The organism is Mesorhizobium sp. M7A.F.Ca.CA.002.04.1.1 (assembly GCF_004022805.1).
Classification (GTDB): domain Bacteria; phylum Pseudomonadota; class Alphaproteobacteria; order Rhizobiales; family Rhizobiaceae; genus Mesorhizobium; species Mesorhizobium ciceri.
Map to the genome: position 1 here is coordinate 1 of NZ_RZPL01001039.1, position 1,379 is coordinate 1,379.

Sequence of the window (1,379 nt, forward strand, 5' to 3'; positions counted from 1 at the left end):
CTCGAAGGCGGCGTCGAGGGCCGTCCAGCCAATGTCATCTTCTACGCCACCTCGAACCGCCGCCATCTTTTGCCGCGCGACATGATCGACAATGAACGCTCGACCGCGATCAACCCGTCCGAAGCGGTCGAGGAAAAGGTGTCGCTGTCCGACCGCTTCGGGCTGTGGCTCGGTTTCCACAAATGTTCGCAGGACGAGTATCTCGACATGATCGACGGCTATGTCCGCCATCACGGGCTGACAATCGATCCCGACACGCTGCGCGCCGAAGCATTGGAATGGGCGACGACGCGCGGCAGCCGCTCGGGCCGCGTCGCCTGGCAGTTCACCCAGGATTTGGCTGGCCGGCTCGGCAAACCGCTGAAGGACTGATGCGTTGGATAGCGTCGCCAACGCCATCCGATGACAAGATCATTTGGGCGGCTGCGACCGCCGCAAATCACGCGGCGTTTGGCCGATCTCACGCCGCATCCAATGCGCCAGATGTGACTGGTGCGCGAAGCCCGTCAATTCCGCCACCTCGCTTGTGCTGAGATCGCCTTGCTGCAGCAGGACGCGTGCGCGTTCGACGCGACGCCGTAGCACGTAGCGGTGCAGGGTGAAGCCCGTCGCCGCCTTGAACCATGTCCGCAAGTGCGAACTGCTGGCGCCGGCAACCCGGCTCAGTCGATGGATCGATAGGGGTTCGTGCAGCGCAACCTCGATATGCTCCAGCACGCGCTTGAGCTGAGTATCCGACAGCCGGTTCGCGCGATCGATATCAGGTTCACCGAGGCCAAGCAGCCTCACAGCGAGCGCGGCGCCGATGCTGTCGGCAAACAACGACCCGCTCGGCGACTTCGCATTGAGATCGCTCTCCAGTGCTCGCGCGAGGTGTTCGATGCGCTGGTCACGAAGCAGGTGACGTGTGCCGAGCGGCAATGCGCGCGCCTTGCCAAGTTCGGCTGCCACCCTTTCCATCAAGGCCGGTTGTAACGCGATCTCGATCGTGTCGAACGGGGTCTCAGCCTCGAACCCACCCTCCTGACCGGCGGGCACCAGGTCGATATCGCCGGCGCGCCTGACGAAATATCGTCGAACCTCATGGCAGTAGGAGCGCGTCGCGGCACTTGCATGCACCATGATGCGATGGTGTGGCGCCCGGAGCAGACGATGGACCCCGGCTTCGACATGCCGGGAGGCCAATGTTACGTCGGACGGGGATCGGGCCGGGGCGACTTGCGAGAGCATGCTTTCTCGATTCATGGCAAAACCTGTTCAAGACTTGGCAATTCCCGCGCGATTTTCAATGCCGTGGCTATGTACCTACGCCTCTCCATAAAACTTGGATGAGAGGTTATGCCATGAGTTTCTATGTTGTTGTGGGAGCAGGCCCGGTT

2 protein-coding genes are annotated in these 1,379 nt (G+C 62.1%); one reads left to right on the top strand and one right to left on the bottom strand.

Annotated elements, in window-relative coordinates:
• Positions 1 to 372 (top strand): DUF815 domain-containing protein (locus ENZ75_RS31865; RefSeq protein WP_128278619.1); only part of this gene is annotated, 372 nt, incomplete at its 5' end.
• Between the two features lie 39 nt (positions 373 to 411).
• Here ENZ75_RS31865 and ENZ75_RS31870 read toward each other — a convergent pair.
• Entirely contained in the window at positions 412 to 1,230 is an 819-nt protein-coding gene (locus ENZ75_RS31870; RefSeq protein WP_063170251.1) for an AraC family transcriptional regulator, read from the bottom strand.
• Positions 1,231 to 1,379 lie beyond the last annotated feature (149 nt).

Coding starts and splice junctions, on each gene's coding strand:
- ENZ75_RS31870 (WP_063170251.1), bottom strand. CDS start 1,230: ATGCTCTCGCAAGTCGCCCCGGCCCGATCCCCGTCCGACGTAACATTG.